General features: G+C 66.0%; 10 protein-coding genes and 2 pseudogenes. 7 read left to right on the plus strand and 5 right to left on the minus strand.

All coding sequences use genetic code 11. The features are described from left to right. Positions 1-260: 260 nt before the first annotated feature. Positions 261-2,216: a PhoX family protein gene (locus tag XcuCFBP2542_RS17565; RefSeq protein WP_104605377.1), complete on the minus strand. Its 1,956-nt coding sequence runs from the start codon at positions 2,214-2,216 to the stop codon at positions 261-263. 437 nt (positions 2,217-2,653) lie between these two features. Between XcuCFBP2542_RS17565 and XcuCFBP2542_RS17570 the strand changes: the two genes are divergently transcribed. From XcuCFBP2542_RS17570 to XcuCFBP2542_RS17580, 3 genes are read left to right on the plus strand one after another with little or no spacing between them, the layout of a single operon-like run. Continuing rightward, positions 2,654-5,269 (plus strand): glycoside hydrolase family 3 protein, encoded by a 2,616-nt coding sequence (locus XcuCFBP2542_RS17570; protein ID WP_104605379.1) that lies wholly within the window; start codon positions 2,654-2,656, stop codon positions 5,267-5,269. 5 nt (positions 5,270-5,274) lie between these two features. Further along, on the plus strand, positions 5,275-5,490 hold the full coding sequence (locus XcuCFBP2542_RS19640; protein WP_158251463.1) for a hypothetical protein: 216 nt from the start codon (positions 5,275-5,277) through the stop codon (positions 5,488-5,490). Positions 5,491-5,528: 38 nt separating this feature from the next. After that, complete coding sequence (locus XcuCFBP2542_RS17580; protein ID WP_104605381.1) at positions 5,529-7,091, plus strand: sodium/sugar symporter; 1,563 nt, start codon at positions 5,529-5,531, stop codon at positions 7,089-7,091. A gap of 191 nt (positions 7,092-7,282) precedes the next feature. Here XcuCFBP2542_RS17580 and XcuCFBP2542_RS17585 read toward each other — a convergent pair whose 3' ends face one another. After that, positions 7,283-9,136 (minus strand): putative bifunctional diguanylate cyclase/phosphodiesterase, encoded by a 1,854-nt coding sequence (locus tag XcuCFBP2542_RS17585; RefSeq protein ID WP_104605383.1) that lies wholly within the window; start codon positions 9,134-9,136, stop codon positions 7,283-7,285. Between the two features lie 429 nt (positions 9,137-9,565). Between XcuCFBP2542_RS17585 and XcuCFBP2542_RS17590 the strand changes: the two genes are divergently transcribed. Beyond that, a complete protein-coding gene (locus tag XcuCFBP2542_RS17590; protein WP_104605385.1) occupies positions 9,566-10,552 on the plus strand; it encodes a glycoside hydrolase family 5 protein in 987 nt (328 codons plus the stop codon). Positions 10,553-10,956: 404 nt separating this feature from the next. Here XcuCFBP2542_RS17590 and XcuCFBP2542_RS17595 read toward each other — a convergent pair whose 3' ends face one another. Together XcuCFBP2542_RS17595 and XcuCFBP2542_RS17600 are read right to left on the minus strand one after the other, a co-directional pair. Beyond that, positions 10,957-11,535 carry a response regulator transcription factor gene (locus XcuCFBP2542_RS17595; protein WP_104605387.1) on the minus strand — a complete coding sequence of 193 codons (579 nt, stop codon included), beginning with the start codon at positions 11,533-11,535 and terminating at the stop codon, positions 10,957-10,959. Further along, entirely contained in the window at positions 11,532-12,758 is a 1,227-nt protein-coding gene (locus XcuCFBP2542_RS17600; RefSeq protein ID WP_104605389.1) for an ATP-binding protein, read from the minus strand. Before XcuCFBP2542_RS17600 ends, XcuCFBP2542_RS17595 begins: the two co-directional genes overlap by 4 nt. 120 nt (positions 12,759-12,878) lie before the next feature. Between XcuCFBP2542_RS17600 and ispG the strand changes: the two genes are divergently transcribed. The 3 genes and pseudogenes from ispG to XcuCFBP2542_RS17615 all read left to right on the plus strand — a co-directional run. Next, a complete protein-coding gene (gene ispG, locus XcuCFBP2542_RS17605; RefSeq protein ID WP_104605391.1) occupies positions 12,879-14,144 on the plus strand; it encodes a flavodoxin-dependent (E)-4-hydroxy-3-methylbut-2-enyl-diphosphate synthase in 1,266 nt (421 codons plus the stop codon). Next, positions 14,125-14,823 carry a phosphatase PAP2 family protein gene (locus tag XcuCFBP2542_RS17610; RefSeq protein WP_104605393.1) on the plus strand — a complete coding sequence of 233 codons (699 nt, stop codon included), beginning with the start codon at positions 14,125-14,127 and terminating at the stop codon, positions 14,821-14,823. Before ispG ends, XcuCFBP2542_RS17610 begins: the two co-directional genes overlap by 20 nt. Positions 14,824-14,838: 15 nt before the next feature. Beyond that, positions 14,839-15,227 (plus strand): annotated as a pseudogene (locus XcuCFBP2542_RS17615) (transposase family protein); the annotation flags it as partial. 128 nt (positions 15,228-15,355) lie between these two features. Here XcuCFBP2542_RS17615 and XcuCFBP2542_RS17620 read toward each other — a convergent pair. Beyond that, positions 15,356-15,817 (minus strand): annotated as a pseudogene (locus tag XcuCFBP2542_RS17620) (hypothetical protein); the annotation flags it as partial.

Consider the following 15,817-nt stretch of genomic DNA (forward strand, 5'->3'; position numbering starts at 1 on the left):
ATGGCACCGATCACTGCACCCGTAGGAGCGCACCCGGGCGCGAATGCCTTACCGGTAAGGCCTGTCGCGCCCGGGTGCGCTCCTACAACGAAGATGACTGTGCACCCGATGCATCTTGCCGCGCCTTGCAGACCCACGCGATACCGATGAACTGACGAGTGGTGCGTGGCGCGTGTTCGGGCCATGGCACCTATAACCCCTGTCGCGCCCGGGTGCGCTCCTACAGGCATTGCGATAGCAGCTAGCGGAAACCGCGGAGATTATGCCTCGCCTAACTTCACGGCCAACGGGTCGCCGGTGAGGTAGCCCACTGCTGCGCCGAAACGGTTCTTGTAGTTGGCGCGGACCAGGGGGTCCAGGACGGCCTTGACGGTGTCGTGCAGCGGGCTTTCCCAGTCGCCGGGGTGCTGGAAATTGCTCATGACATAGGTCCAGCCATGGATCTGGTCCACCGCATGCAGGCCGGTGGATTCGGCGCCGGCCGGCACCGACAACAGCCGCGTCAGGCTGCCGGTGTCCACGTTGTAGGCCCACAGGAAATTATTGACGTGCAGGCTGCTGTCTTCGCCGATGAACAGTGTGCGCAACGCTTCGGAGAACTTGAGGTTGTCCGGGTTGGCCAGGCGGTCCGGATCGGCCAGATTGCCCAGCGCATCCGGCTGCGCCAGATCGTGGCCGGTCAGGGCGGCGGGGGCAGCCATGTCGATCGGCACCCAGTCGCTGTGGATTGGCGCGCCGCTGCTGTCGCGGCGCCCGCCGCGCAGATTCAAGGCGTAGACCGCGCCTGCATCCGGGCCTTCCACCTTCACGTCGCCCGAGCCATTGCGCATGCTGGTGACGATGTAGGACATGGCCATGTAGGCGATCTTGTCCTTGGCATTGACCGTGGTGCCTTCGAGCTTGGTGAAGCCCAGGCTGCCGCCGGCCAGCGCGGCATAGCGGTGGGTTTCCAGATAGGTGGCGGCCCTTTCCATGCCCGGCTTGATGCGGATCCAGTTGAAGGTGCCATTGAACGGGATCTTGGTGAAGCTGGCATCGCCCGGGTCGCTCAGATGCACATCGAGGATGTCGGCGGCGGTAAGGCGGTCGGCCAGCGCCTGGATCTCGGCGCTGGTGGCGTGGCCCAGCTTGATCCAGCTCAGCGTGGCCGCACCCGGGCCGACGCCGGAGGTCTGGTGCCACTTGCCGACGTACAGGGTGCCGGCGGAAAGGTCCGCCTTGCGGTCGGCGATGAACATGAACAGCCCGCCATTGGTGGCATCGTCGCCCATCAGCACGGTGCGCTGGTCGGGCATCACCTGCACCAGCTCGTGCGAAATGCGGCCCAGGCAATAGTGCTTGCGTACGCTCCCGGTGCCATCCGGATGCACGGTGATTTCGGGCAGGTGGCCGTAGTGATACGGGTTGGCTTTTTCCGGGTCGCCGTACAGGTGCGTGCTGTAGCTGCGGAACTGGGTGTTGCCGGCCAGCGCGGTGGCGTCGGGTTCGTACTCTTCGCTGGACAGGTGGGTATTCCACGGCGACAGGCTGGCGCCGCAGGTGGTCCACAACCCGTGCACCGGCGCGGTGTCGACGTTGTGGTACTTCACCAGCGACAGCTTGCCGGTGGCCGGGTCCTGGTCCAGCGTCAGCACCGCGATCGGCGCGGGCAGATGGCGGCTGGCGTCGTTGCCGGCCTGGTCGCGGGTGGTGTATTCGAACTGCACTACCGCAAACACAGGGTTGCCCTTGACCCCGGGGACCTTGGCGTTGGGCAGGGTCAGCAGCGAAGAGCCGTCCGGGCAGTCGGAAAAGAACGGGCGTTCGGCACCGGGCTGGGAGCGGTCGATGATGGGGCGATGCTGGATGTCGTAGTAGCCACCGGCCAGCACGGTGCCGCCCTTGCCGTCGGGCACCTGATCGCCAGTGACGAAGAACGGTTGGTAGGCCAGCGCGTAGCGCTGGGTGCTGCCGTCGCTGCGGGCCACGCTCAGCGACGAGCCCACCGTGGTGGTGGCCATGGCCGCAGGGTTGGCCAGGCTGGGGGCGGGCATGCCATGGAAGGTGGCCGAGACCAGACGGGCCGGGGTTTCCGAAGGCCGCAGCGGTCGCGCCGCCAGCGCGGCGCTGCCCAGTTGCTGGAACGCGGCGGCGCTGGCGCTGCCGAGCGGCAACAGGGGAACGGCCGCCATCAATTGCATGAGGCGGCGACGAGAGGGATCGGGGGAGGCAGGCATCGAAACTCCAGGCAAAGACGGCGATCAACGATGGCGATGGCGATGGCGCATCGGCAAGCCGGTTACGCTAGGCCGGGTGGATGACAGTTGTTTGACGACGAGCTCACCTGTTGGCGGCGGTTCGGATGCCGACCTAAAAGCGGGCGCGAACAGTGCGCCGCGAGGCGCAGCGCTGCGCAGTGTGGCTCGATCCCGGTGGTGCGATGCAGCAAAGTGTGGCTTCGCGCAAGACCAGGCAGCGCGTCGGATTCAGCGAATTTCCGTGGTTTGACAGGTGCTGCCGGTATTCCAAGCCTATAGCTCCGGCCAATAAGTTGGCCGTGATTTGGCATACAGACGAGCGCGGTTGACAGGGTAGTTGAATCACGTGAGCGTACGCCGCCTGAAGGCCTGCGCCGCATGCATCGCGGCAGGAGACACCCCTGGAGACCCGGATCTTGGACAAGCTGCTTCGCCGTACTGCCGCGCCCGTCGCGCGCCGCGCTCTTTCTCTTGCTACCGCTGCGGCGGTGCTGATGCTGGCGGCCTGCCAAGGCAAGGACACCACCACCGCCGAGGCCGGCAAGACCGCGCCGGCTGCAGCGCCTGCCGAGGCCTCCACCGCCATCCATCCGGACCAGTGGCCATCGCCGAAGTGGCCGTTCGCGCAGGACGCGGCGCTGGAGCAGCGCATCAGCGATGTGATGGCCAAGATGAGCGTGGAAGAGAAGGTTGCCCAGACCGTGCAGGGCGACATTGCCAGCCTGACCCCGGACGACGTGCGCAAATACCGCCTGGGTTCGGTGCTGGCCGGCGGCAACTCCGATCCCGGCGGCAAGTACAACGCCAGCCCGGCCGAATGGCTGAAGCTGGCCGATGCCTTCTATGAAGCGTCGATGGATACCTCCAAGGGCGGCAACGCGATTCCGATCATCTTCGGCATCGACGCGGTGCACGGCCAGAGCAATATCGTCGGCGCCACGTTGTTCCCGCACAACATCGGCCTGGGGGCCACGCGCAACCCGGAGCTCATCAAGCAGATCGGCGAAGTCACCGCTGCCGAAACCCGCGTGACCGGCATGGAGTGGACCTTCGCGCCCACCGTGGCGGTGCCGCAGGACGACCGCTGGGGTCGCAGCTACGAAGGCTATTCCGAATCGCCGGACGTGGTGGCCAGCTTCGCTGGCAAGATGGTCGAAGGCGTGCAGGGTATCCCGGGCACGCCGCAGTTCCTGGACGGCAGCCACGTGATCTCGTCGGTGAAGCATTTCGTCGGCGACGGCGGCACCACCGACGGCAAGGACCAGGGCGACACCAAGGTGTCCGAAGCCACCATGCGCGATATCCACGCGGCCGGTTACCCGCCGGCCATTGCAGCCGGCGCGCAGACGGTGATGGCCTCGTTCAACAGCTTCAACGGCGAAAAGATGCACGGCAACAAGGTCATGTTGACCGACGTGCTGAAGGGCCGCATGAACTTCGGCGGTTTCGTGGTTGGCGACTGGAATGGCCAAGGCCAGGTCAAGGGCTGCACCAACGACAACTGCCCGGCCTCGTTCATTGCCGGCGTCGATATGGCGATGGCCGCCGACAGCTGGAAGGGCATCTACGAAACCGAATTAGCGGCAGTGAAGTCCGGCCAGATCAGCACCGAGCGCCTGGACGATGCGGTGCGTCGCATTCTGCGCGTCAAGCTGCGCCTGGGCCTGTTCGAAGCCGGCAAGCCGTCCAAGCGCCAGCTCGGCGGCAAGTACGAACTGCTCGGTGCCCCGAAACACCGCGCCATCGCCCGCCAGGCGGTGCGCGAGTCGCTGGTGCTGCTGAAGAACCAGGCCGGCATCCTGCCGCTGGATCCGAAAAAGTGCGTGCTGGTGGTCGGCGATGGCGCCAACGACATGGGCAAGCAGTCCGGTGGTTGGACGCTGAACTGGCAGGGCACCGGCACCAAGCGCAGCGACTACCCCAATGGCAACACCATCTGGGAAGGCCTGGACAAGCAGATCAAGGCCGCCGGCGGTACTGCCGAGCTGGCGGTGGACGGCGCCTACAAGACCAAGCCGGATGTGGCGGTGGTGGTGTTCGGCGAAAACCCGTATGCCGAATTCCAGGGCGACATCGCCACCCTGCTGTACAAGCCGGGCGACGACAGCGAGCTGGCATTGCTGAAGAAGCTCAAGGCCGATGGCATTCCAGTGGTGGCGGTGTTCCTGAGCGGCCGTCCGCTGTGGATGAACCAGTACATCAACGTGGCCGATGCATTCGTCGCCGCGTGGCTGCCGGGTTCGGAAGGCGAGGGCATTGCCGACGTGCTGCTGCGCAAGGCCGATGGCAGCGTGCAGAACGACTTCAAGGGCAAGCTCAGCTTCTCCTGGCCCAAGACCGCAGTGCAGTTCGCCAATAACGTGGGTCAGAAGGACTACGACCCGCAGTTCAAGTTCGGCTATGGCCTGACCTACGCCGACAAGGGCGACCTGGCCGCACTGCCTGAGGAATCGGGCGTGTCCGGTGAGCAGTCCGTGGGCGGGGTGTACTTCGTGCGCGGCAAGCCGGCGCTCGGCATTGCGATGCAGCTGTCCAACGCAGGCCAGGCCAACATGCCGGCCACCACGCTGCCGGTGGGTCTGTCCGACGGCAGCCTGAAGATGAGCGCCGTCGATCACAAGGCGCAGGAAGACGCGCGGCGCCTGGTGTGGTCCGGTGCCAAGACCGCCAGCGTGCTGCTGGTGTCCGGCAAGCCGGTGGATGTGTCGCGTGAGAGCAATGGCGATGTGCAGCTGCAGCTGACCGTGCGTCGCGACAGCGCAGTGAGCGCGCCGGTGTGGCTGGGCGTGGGTTGCGGCGACACCTGCAATGGTCGTGTCGATGCGCAGAAGACCCTGGCCGCACTGACGCAAGGCCAGTGGAAGGTGGTGGGTATTCCGCTCAAGTGCTTTGCCAAGGCCGGTGCCGACGTGACCAAGCTGACCCAGGTCGCCAGCATCGAAAGCGGCGCCGCACTGGATCTGTCGGTGTCGAAGGTGGCGCTGGGTGCGCTCAACGAAGCCGAAGTCATGGTGGATTGCCCGGTCAAGTAATCCCCATGCCCGGAGGCACGCTTCCGGGCACAGTGCAGGTCAAGCAAAACAACTGCGTCGCCATGTCCGGCGACGTGTCAAAGCGGCCACCGATCGCGGTGGTGCCATCAGCCGCCGCGGGGGCGGTGTTGTCGATCGGCCGGGATGGCCTGCAGATGCGGTTCGCCGCGCTGCCATTGCGCACCGGGTGCGCGGCGGCGGCCTTCTGCAGCCCTGCCTGATCGTCGGCGCATACCCCAGAGCCAGACAGGAGAGTGCAGTGGGTTTGGCGACGTTGGATATCGTGATTGTGCTGGTCTACCTGACCGGCATCTTCGTGCTCGCGCAGTGGGTATCGCGCGAGAAGGCAGGCCACAGCAAGAGCGCCGAGGATTACTTCCTGGCCAGCAAGTCGTTGCCGTGGTGGGCGATCGGCGCCTCGCTGATCGCTGCGAACATTTCTGCCGAACAGATCATCGGCATGGCCGGCTCCGGCTATGCGATCGGGCTGGCGATTGCGTCCTACGAATGGATGGCGGCATTGACGCTGCTGATCGTCGGCAAGTTCTTCCTGCCGATCTTCCTGCGCAACGGCATCTACACCATGCCGCAGTTCCTGGAGCAGCGCTACGGCAAGTGGATCCGCACGCTGATGGCGGTGTTCTGGCTGCTGCTGTACGTGTTCGTCAATCTCACCTCGATCCTGTGGCTGGGATCGATCGCGGTCAGTCAGGTCACCGGCATGGACCAGACCCTGGCGCTGGCCTTGATCGGCGTGTTTGCGCTGGTCTACCAGCTGTACGGCGGGCTGAAGGCGGTGGCGCTGACCGACATCGTGCAGGTCACGCTGTTGGTGCTGGGCGGCCTGCTGGTGGCCGGGCTGACCCTGGCGCGCATCGGCGATGGCGCCGGCGTGCTGGCCGGCTTCAAGCACCTGTGGAATGCGCACCCCGAGCACTTCCACATGATCCTGACCAAGGACAACCCGTTCTACAAGGACCTGCCGGGCCTGAGCGTGCTGCTGGGCGGGCTGTGGATCATGAACATCAGCTACTGGGGCTTCAACCAGTACATCATCCAGCGCGCGCTGGCCGCCAAGAACATCGGCGAGGCGCAGAAGGGCATGGTGTTTGCAGCGTTCCTGAAGCTGCTGATGCCGCTGGTGATCGTGGTGCCTGGCATTGCTGCGGTGGTGCTGGCGCCGGACCTGGCCAAGCCCGATCAGGCCTATCCGACCATGATGCAACTGCTGCCAACCGGTATTTTGGGATTGGTTTTCGCTGCGCTGGTGGCGGCGATCGTGGCTTCGCTGGCCTCGAAGATCAACTCGGTGGCGACGATCTTCACCCTGGATTTCTACGCCAAGTTCCGCCCGCACACTGAGCAGAAACAGCTGGTGCGCGTGGGCCGCATCGTCGCCGCGCTGTCGGTGTTGATCGGCATCCTCACCGCACGGCCGCTGCTGGGTAACTTCGACCAAGGCTTCCAGTTCATCCAGGAATTCACCGGGTTCTTTACCCCCGGCGTGGTGGTGATCTTCATGCTCGGCCTGTTCTGGAAGCGCGCCAACGAAGCCGGCGCACTGACTGCGGCGATCGGCTCGGTGGTGCTCTCGTTCGCGCTCAAGTTCGCGTGGCCTGAACTGCCATTCATGGACCGCATCGGCGTGGTGTTCCTGGCCGTGCTGGTGCTGGCAGTGGTGGTGTCGCTGGTGACGCCGGCGACGCAGGCGCGTGATCTGATCCGCACAGACGATGTGGCCTACGGCACCACGCTGGGCTTCAAGGTGGGCGCCGCCGGTGTGATCGCGATCCTGATCGTGCTGTATACGGTGTTCTGGTGATCCCGTGCGATGCACCTGCCGGTCGCGCCGGCAAGTGCATCGCACGCTGTGAGCGGAACTACTGCGCAGCCGCCAGGCGGGTACGTCATTGCCCGGAACCGGCTGCCGACCGCTGGTCCATTGCCGCCGCAGCGTGGCACGGTTGCCATTGATGCCTGCGTGCGGGCAGGGACGCGGCGCCCGCCGTGCGCTCAGATTTGCGCCGCCGCCAGGCGTGCGGCGAGCAGATCGGCCGGCACTTCGAACTGTGCATGCCAGGGTGTCTGCAACCAGGTTTCCAGCGCAGCGGCCGGCATGGGTTTGGCGATCCAGTAGCCCTGGCCTTCGTCGCAACCCCAGGCGCGCAGCTGCGCATAGGCCTCGGCCGATTCGATGCCTTCTGCAATCACACGTTGGCCCAGACTGTGGCCGAGCTGGATCATCGCCGGCACCAGGGTGCGGTCGGTGCGGTTGTCCGGCAGTGAGCGCACGAAGGATTGATCGATCTTCAACGAGCTGGCCGGCAGCTGCTTGAGATAGCTGAAATTGCTGTAGCCGGTGCCGAAGTCGTCGATGGCGATATGCACGCCCAGTGCGGCCACTGCGGCGAGCTGCTCGGCCAGTTGGTCGGGGTGGCGGATCATCGCGCTCTCGGTGAATTCGATCTCCAGCCGGCGCGGGTCCAGTTTATGGCGGTCCAGCCCGCGTCGCAGCAGCAGCGCAAAGCCGGGGCGATCCAGGTCGGCGGCAGACACGTTCAACGCCAGGTTGAAGTCCAGGCCCTGCTGCTGCCAGCGCGCGGCCTGGGCGATGCCGTGGTCGATGACCCAGGCGGTGATACGGTTGATGAGCGCGGTTTTCTCGGCCATCGGCACGAACTCCGACGGCATCACCGGGCCGATCATCGGGTGCTGCCACCGCAGCAGCGCTTCTACGGCCACGCAGCGGTGATCGTGCAGATCCACGCGCGGCTGGTAATGCAGGCGCAGCTGGCTGGCGCTGTCCAGTGCAGCGGGCAGGGCGGCGAGCAGGCGGAAGGTGTTGCGTTGGGCCACGTCGTGCTTGCGCTCGTACATGCTCCACGCCAGGCCGCGCTCACGCGAGACATCCACCGCAGTGGTGAGCGAGCGGATGGTGTCGGCCGTGCCATAGCTGGTGTGCAGCGACACCGCGCCGATCGAGGCGACCGCCGTGTGCGGGATGCCCTGGTGATCCAGCGGCTCGGTGAATCCCTTGGACAATTTGTTGCACAGGCTGGACAGGCGCTGGTTTTCGGCCGAGGTGAGAAAGCCGAAGGTGGTCGGGTCCAGCTGGTACAGCAGCGTGTCGGCGGGCAGGTAGGCCATCAGGCGGCGCTGCGCCAGCGCCACGTAACCGTCGGCATAGTCCCAGCCCAGCGCCTTGACCATCTCGCGGAAATAGTCGCTGCCGCAGATATCGATGGCCACCGCAGTGGTGGCCGGCGCGGTCTCGCGCTGCGCCAGCCAGATATCCAGATCCTCGCCGAAGCGTGAGCGATTGGGCAGGCCGGTGGCACCATCGCGATAGGTGGTGCTGCGCAGGTTCTCCACGCGTAGTACGGCCAGGTCGCGCAACCCTTCCAGAAGTGTCAAGGCCTCGGCATCCAGGCCTTCGCGCGGACTGGTGCCGATGACGCACAGCGTGCCGATGCGGTGACCCTCGCGCAGTTGCAAGGGTGCGCCGGCATAGAAACGGATGAAGGGAGGGCCCAGCACCAGCGGGTTGTTGCTGAAGCGTGGATCCAGGTGCGCATCCGGCACCACCATCACCTCGTCCGAGCGGATCGCGTGTGCGCAGAACGCCTGATCGCGCGGTGTCTCGGAGCGTTCAAGCCCAAGGCGCGCCTTGAACCACTGGCGGTGCTCGTCCACCAGCGAGATCAAGGCGATATCTGCGCCCAGGCTGCGCGCGGCCATCGCGGCGATGGTGTCGAACACCGGGTCGGGCGGCGAATCCAGCAGGCACAGGCCGCGCAGGACGGCGAGCCGACCAGCCTCGTCAAGCAAGGGGTGAGACGGGGGGGCAGGGGCAATGACGGGCGGCATAGTCCTCTATCGGCCCCGGCCACATGCACTTGACGCGGCTGGGCTGGCTTATTCAGCTGCCAGCAGCGCTGGGGCCGTGGTGCAGCGCAAGGTGATACCGGCCGGTAGCTGCTGCCCGATACCGCGACAGCGCAGCGCTCACGCGCTGCAGCATGCCTTTGCGCAAGCGGGTGATGGGCGTCTTCGCCACACCAGCACGGGCGTGGGGTGCATCGGCAGCCTCTTGGCGCGGCGCAGACGCTCGGAAGTTAACGTTACCAGCGGGCTGCGTTGCGGTCTGCGCGCTCGGTCCGCCTCTGCGTGTTTTGTCGGTTCTGTGACCTGCACGCAGCGCATGCCGTCTTCGTCCGTGCACGCTGTGCGCCCGTTGGCCGGAGCGGCGATCACATGCCGCGCGCGCCCGCACTCCCCATCCTCTGGAGCCATCTCATGAACCTCTTCCACCGCCTGGCGCAGCGCTCGGTGCTGCTGATCGCCGGACTGGCATTGACCTCGCTGGCGCATGCGGGCCTGTCGGTGTCCGGAACCCAATTGCGCGAATCCAACGGCAACGCGCTGGTGCTGCGCGGCATCAACCTGCCGCATACCTGGTTCACCGACCGCACCGACGCGGCGCTCGCGCAGATCGCCGCCACCGGTGCCAACAGCGTGCGCGTGGTCCTCAGCTCCGGCCAGCGCTGGAACCGCACCCCGGAAGCAGAGGTGGCACGCATCATCGCGCGCTGCAAGAGCCTGGGTCTGATCGCGGTGCTGGAAGTGCACGACACCACCGGCTATGGCGAAGAAGGTGCGGCCGCCAGCCTGGCCGACGCCGCCAGCTATTGGACGAGTGTGCGCGGTGCGCTGGTGGGGCAGGAGGATTACGTCATCATCAATATCGGCAACGAGCCGTTTGGTAACCGGCTCAGTGCCAGCGAATGGGTCAACGGCCATGCGCGTGCGATCGCGACCTTGCGCAATGCTGGCCTGACCCACGCGTTGATGGTGGACGCACCCAACTGGGGCCAGGACTGGCAGTTCTACATGCGCGACAACGCCGCCGCGGTGCTGGCCCAGGATAGCCGCCGCAACGTGGTCTTCAGCGTGCATATGTACGAAGTGTTCGGCAGCGATGCGCCGGTAGACAGCTATCTGCGCGCCTTTCGCAGCAACGGTCTGGCACTGGTGGTGGGTGAATTCGGTGCCGATCATCGCGGCGCGCAGGTGGACGAGGCGGCAATCATGCGGCGTGCGCGCGAGTACGGGGTCGGTTACATGGGCTGGTCGTGGTCGGGTAACGACAGCAGCACCCAGTCGCTGGATATCGTGCTGGGCTGGGATCCGACCCGCCTGAGCAGTTGGGGGCGCAGCCTGATCGAAGGTGCCGACGGCATCCGCGCGACCTCGCGCAGGGCAAGCGTCTTCGGCTCACGTTGAGAGTGAAGCCTGCGGTTTCCTGGACGCGCGGATGAGTCACTTGCAGAGAGCCGATATGCGGGCTTTCCGCAGGGTCCTTGCCCACCCATCCTCGCGGGACACGCCGCAAGGAAGTCCCCTACAGGCGACGGCGCAGCATCCATGCCGCGTCAGGTCACGCGACGGTAGACGGGCAAGGACCTGACGCTTTCAAGCAAGCGGCTGAACACCTTTCTGGTACGGTGTCCTTGCCGCTTGCGGGACCGTGTGGCGGCCTGGATGCCGCCACCGCGCCTCCACGGACGGATTCACGGCGTGTCCCGCACGCGGCAAGGGCACCGCGCACTCGACCCGCCAGGCTCCTGACTCAAGCATCGGGTTGAGCCGAAAAACACCACCACGGTTGGAGATCTCGATGCCAGGCGTCAACGCCCGGGTTCGCGCAATGGTCCCGGGCTGGGGCGCTTGGTCAACTTGCGCTGCAGCGAGCGGCGATGCATGCCGAGCAGGCGGGCGGCCGCAGAGACGTTGCCGCCGGTTTCGTGCAATGCCTGCTGGATGTGCTCCCACTGCAGGCGGCTGAGCGGGGTCATCATGTCCTGCGCGGTTTCTTCTTCATCCGGCTCGGGCAGCTCGTCGTCTTCCTCGCCCAGCGCCCGCATGATGGTGGGGATGTTGGCCGGCTTGGGTAAATAATCGTCGGCGCCGAGTTTGATGGCTTCCACGGCGGTGGCGATGCTGGCGTAGCCGGTGACCAGCAGGATGCGCATATCGGCACGGATCTCGCGTAGCGGCTGGATCAGGCTCAGGCCGGAATCGTGGCCGAGCTTGAGATCGACCAGGGCGAAATCCGGCAATGCGCTACGCGCGATGGACAGCGCGCTGGCGGCATCGGTGGCGGTCAGCGTTTCCACGCCACGCCGCGCCAGACTGCGCTGCAGCGTACGCAGGTACAAGGTGTCGTCGTCGACCAACAGGCCGGTACGGATCGGGAGACTTGTCATGCCAGGGCCTCGTGTTCGGAAAGCGGCAGGCGGAACCCGACGCGGGCGCCGCTGCCTTCGGCGGGCAGCATCCACAATTCGCCCTGCAGCCGTTCGACGGTGGCATGCGACAAGGCCAGGCCCACGCCCATGCCGTCGTGCTTGCCGCTGTTGAACAAGGTGCCGGGCAGCAGGGCTTGCGCGGTGTCGAAGCCAGGGCCGTAATCACGGACCTCGCCGCTGAGGTGGTCGTCTTCCACCCGCAAGGTCAGGTCGATCTGCGGGCGGCCGACGCGCTCACCGGCATCGGCGGCATTGTTGAGCAACACCATCAACAGGTGGCTGACGCCGGGCTGCAGCATCAGCCGCATCGGTGCGTCCTCGTTGCGGCGTAGCTCGATGGTGGGGCGCACCAGCCGCCATTGTTCCAGCACGTCCTTCACTGCCACCTCACGGCTCAGGTGGCCGTTGTCGGCGGGTTCGGCCAGCGCCAGCACGCGCTCGTGGCATTGCACCAGCAACTCGCGCAAGGTGTCCAGGTCTTCGCGCAGTTCGGCCTGGTCGCACTGGTCGGCGATGTCGTCCACCAGCAGCGTCATGGTGGCCAACGGGGTATTGAGTTCGTGCGCTACCGAGGCAGCATGCGTGGCCAGCGCCACGATGCCCTCGTTGCGGGCGAAGCGCTCGCGCAGGGTGGAAATTTCGCGTTCGCGTTCGCGCATCGACACCGCCAGCCGCGTGGCGAAGGCCAGCACCACCACGGTGGACAACAGGAAGTTGGCGGCCATGCCCCACATGTGCAGGCTCAGCGGATCGAAGCTGCCGTAGGGCAAGGGCAGGCCGACTGCGGCGCTGATGACATAGCCGGCCACGCACGATGCGGCCACTGCCATCGCCCAGCTCAGCGGCAGGGCCAGCGCGGCCAGCGCGATCAGCACCAGGAACAGCGAACCGAACGGGTTGGCGATGCCGCCGCTCCAGCCCACCATCCAGGTCAGCACGGTCACATCGACCAGGATGTGGCCGAATTCGGTGGCCGGGCCCACCGCGCCGCGGTGCGCCACGCGCAGCTGCGCATACAGGTTGAACACCGCCAGCGCGGCCACGCCGGCCCACAGCGGTTGCTGCGGCAGGTGCAGGCCCATCAGCCCGGTGGCGACCAGGATGGTGGCGGCCTGGCCGGCCGTGGCCAGCCAGCGCAGGCTGCACAGGGTCCGCAGGAAGGAGGCGTCGGAGTTGTTCATCGCTGCAATGCTATGCGCTCGGGGGCGCGGTGGCCTGCGACAAACCGTCGCATCGGGCCGAGGGGCCGCCCGCAGCACGCCTCAGCTGTGAGCAGACGGAGGACAGGCTAAAATAGTGCGATGCATGACGCCGTGACCCGCCCAACCCCTCCCGCCGACGCCACCGCCTGGCCGCGCCGCATCACCCAGGCCGTCAGGATCGGCAGTGTGATCGTGGGCGGTGGCCACCCGGTGGTCGTCCAGTCGATGACCAATACCGACACCGCCGACATCGCCGGCAGCGTCAAGCAGGTGTCCGAGTTGTGGCGCGCCGGCTCGGAGATGGTGCGGCTGACCGTCAACAATGCCGAGTCTGCGGCCGCCATTCCGCGCATCGTCGACAAGCTGCGCATGATGGGCATCGAGGTGCCGCTGATCGGCGACTTCCATTACAACGGGCACCAGCTGCTCGCCGCCGAGCCGGCCTGTGCGCAGGCGCTGGCTAAATACCGTATCAACCCGGGCAATGTCGGCTTCGGCAAAAAGAAGGACCTGCAGTTCGCTCAGCTGATCGAATTTGCAATCCAGTACGACAAGCCGGTGCGCATCGGCGCCAACTGGGGCTCGCTGGACCAGTCGCTGGCGGCGCAGTTGATGGATGAGAACTCGAAGCGCGAGTCGCCCTGGGACGCCGGCCGCGTGCTGCGCGAGGCGTTGATCCGTTCGGCAGTGGATTCGGCCGAGCGCGCGGTGGAATTGGGTCTGCCGCGCGAGCGCATCATCCTGTCGGCCAAGGTGTCCGGCGTGCAGGAGCTGATCGCGGTGTACCGCGACATGGCTGCGCGCTGCGATTTCGCGCTGCACCTGGGGCTGACCGAAGCGGGCATCGGCAGCAAGGGCATCGTGGCCTCGGCTGCGGCGCTGAGCGTGCTGCTGCAGGAAGGCATCGGCGACACCATCCGTATTTCGCTGACGCCCGAGCCGGGCCAGTCGCGCACCCAGGAAGTGGTGGTGGCGCAGGAACTGCTGCAGACCACCGGCCAACGTGCCTTCACCCCGATGGTCACCGCCTGCCCAGGCTGCGGCCGCACCACCTCCGAGTTCTTCCAGGAGCTGGCCGGCGTGGTGCAGAACCATGTGCGCGCGCGCATGCCGGAATGGAAGATCTCCAACCCGGGTGCGGAGAACATGACCCTGGCGGTGATGGGCTGCGTGGTCAATGGTCCGGGCGAATCGCGCCACGCCAATATCGGCATCTCCTTGCCGGGCACCGGCGAAGCGCCGTCGGCGCCGGTGTTCGTGGATGGCGAAAAAACCGTCACCCTGCGTGGCGAGAACATCGCACAGGAATTCATCGCGCTGATCGACCAGTATGTCGAACGGACCTATGTCAGACGCGCCGGCTGAGTCGCCGGCCAGCGTCAAGACCTGGTTGCGCCACAACGCCTGGCGCATGGGGCTGTTGTTCGTCGGCGTGCTGGTGCCGCTGGGCCTGTTCGTGGACCTGGCCGATGAAGTGCACGCGCTGGAAAACGTCTATTTCGACGAACCCCTGCTGTGGAGCATGCGCAGCATTGCCAGCCCCGGGCTGGATGCGTTTTTCGGGGTGATCTCCAGGCTCGGTTACCAGTACGGCGTGATTCCGGTCGATATCGCCATCGTGCTGGTGCTGCTGGCGCTGCGCCGCTGGCGCGAGGGCACCTTTGCCGCGCTGGGCTTTGGCGGCTCGGCGCTGCTCAACATGGGCGCCAAGCAGTTCTTCCAGCGCGACCGGCCCAGCCTCTGGGAATCGATCGCGCCGGAAAGCACCTTCAGTTTTCCCAGTGGCCATGCCATGGGCTCGATGACGCTGGCGGCGGTGGTCATCGCGCTGGCCTGGCGCACCCGCTGGCGCTGGCCGGTGACGTTGGTAGCCAGTGCGTTCGCGCTGCTGGTCGGTGTCTCGCGCATCTATCTTGGCGTGCATTACCCCTCCGACATCCTGGGTGGCTGGTCGGCGGCGCTGGTCTGGGTGGTTGGCCTGTATCTGGCCATGTTCCGTGGGACGCGGCGCCCGCATTGGCGTGGCGTCCGCGCCGCGAGCTGACTGAGCGCTTCCCGGCGCGCGACATCCAGGCAAGACAGCACGCTCTACTGTGCGTCAGATGCAGGCAGGCGTTACACAGCGCGTCGCCGGCTTAGCGTTCGGCAACATCGACTGATCCCTGGAACGGAGCTGTTCCAGCTGGTGCGCGATTATCTGGTGCTTGGCGGTGGTCGCCCCAGCAAATTGCTGCCAAGCTGCTGGCCATGCAGCCACACGATCCTGCTCAGCGCGTCAGCCACGAGACCATCTACGCAACGATCTACGCGCATCCGCGCGGGGGCCTGAAGAAAGAGCTGGTCGAGGCGCTGCGCCAGCACAAGCCTTCTCGTGGATTGCGACGGACGAGTGCCTCTAAACGCACCTGGGTGCCGGAGGAACTGCGGATCGTGCACCGAGCTGATGAACACCCGTCCACGAAAAACGCTTGGCTGGAAAACGCCCAGCGAGGCCGTGGAAGAAGAGTTCGCAACCTTCAAATCACGTGTTGCACTTGAATCTTGAGACCGCCCTCCATATCCCCTCAAGGTAAGCTTTATCGGCGAGCACTATCATGGGCCGCCCATAGCCATCTGCGGCCCTGACCCCGCTGCTGGGTTTGCCCCTGGTCTTGCTTGATGGCTTTCGCCTGCATCAGGCTCTGCTCGACTGGCTGCTGGGTCACCCCTCCGGTTTCCCCCGCATGCATGAACAGCGTCTTGTCGCCAAATGGCACGTGGACCGCCAGCACGTTCTCGGCTCTGTCCTTGCCCAGTGCGCCGTTCACCCGGCCTATCGTCGGCCTACGGCCGCTGTCGTGTCGGGTGATTGGATGAGGCATCCACCAAAATGTATTCGCTGCCTTGGCAATGTATTCGCTGCCTTGGCTTTGCCAGGTCGGCGTGCGTTTGTCCAGCTTGATGCAGGGCCGGCCGCCGCAGGAGGTGATCTCGACATGCCTGGCCGCTTCCTGCACGTCCGCTCGCACGTCCGCCGCCGCCGCGCGGGCCCGTGCGGC

The sequence above is a fragment of the Xanthomonas cucurbitae genome, assembly GCF_002939885.1.
In the GTDB taxonomy this organism is placed as follows: Bacteria; Pseudomonadota; Gammaproteobacteria; order Xanthomonadales; family Xanthomonadaceae; genus Xanthomonas; species Xanthomonas cucurbitae.